Origin of the sequence: Streptosporangium amethystogenes, assembly GCF_000721075.1 — a bacterium.
In the GTDB taxonomy this organism is placed as follows: Bacteria; Actinomycetota; Actinomycetes; order Streptosporangiales; family Streptosporangiaceae; genus Streptosporangium; species Streptosporangium amethystogenes.
The window spans coordinates 1-577 of sequence record NZ_JOEQ01000143.1; the positions used below are offsets into that span (position 1 = coordinate 1).

At 62.0% G+C, this 577-nt stretch carries 1 protein-coding gene; it reads right to left on the reverse strand.

Features of this window, described 5'->3' with window-relative positions:
* Positions 1–100: 100 nt before the first annotated feature.
* Positions 101–379 carry a hypothetical protein gene (locus tag IG98_RS0144005; protein ID WP_030926606.1) on the reverse strand — a complete coding sequence of 93 codons (279 nt, stop codon included), beginning with the start codon at positions 377–379 and terminating at the stop codon, positions 101–103.
* Positions 380–577 lie beyond the last annotated feature (198 nt).

Here is a 577-nt window from a genome sequence, read left to right on the forward strand (position 1 = left end):
GGATCAAGTCCAGAGCGCATACTAAACAGCGAAAGACCAGCTAGGAGTGTCAAGCATCATCCGATGCCATTGCGTCAAGCATCAAGCGAGTCACGACAAGCTACTGGGACCCCTGCGCAGCGCGTGCCTGGAGCACCGTGGCCGCCACCACCATCACGATCCCCAGCACCATGACACCGGCCCCGCAGAGGATGACGATGCTCACCACCTCGGGCTCCACCGGCGACGAGTTGTTGCGTCTCAGGGTCTTGGAGAGGAAGCCCAGCAACTGGGCCAGCAACGGGGTCTGTCTCAGGACGATCAGGATGACGGCGAGAACGCCGACGCAGATGGTGGTCACACCGGCGTTGCGGAGTCTGGCGATCGATCGAGGGGGCACGAGCGTGATCCTACGGAGGCGCGGCGACGGATTCCTCACCGTGCATCCGGCATCCTCGCGGGCTCGTTAACGCCACTGGCCGTTCGGTTGCTGCTCAAGCCCCGCGAAACCCCAGAGTTCAGGCGAACTGAAGGGTCCTCAGAATGAAGTGAGGGGTCTTCAGGCTCTATGTGGGTTGTGGACCCTTGGGTTCGTCTC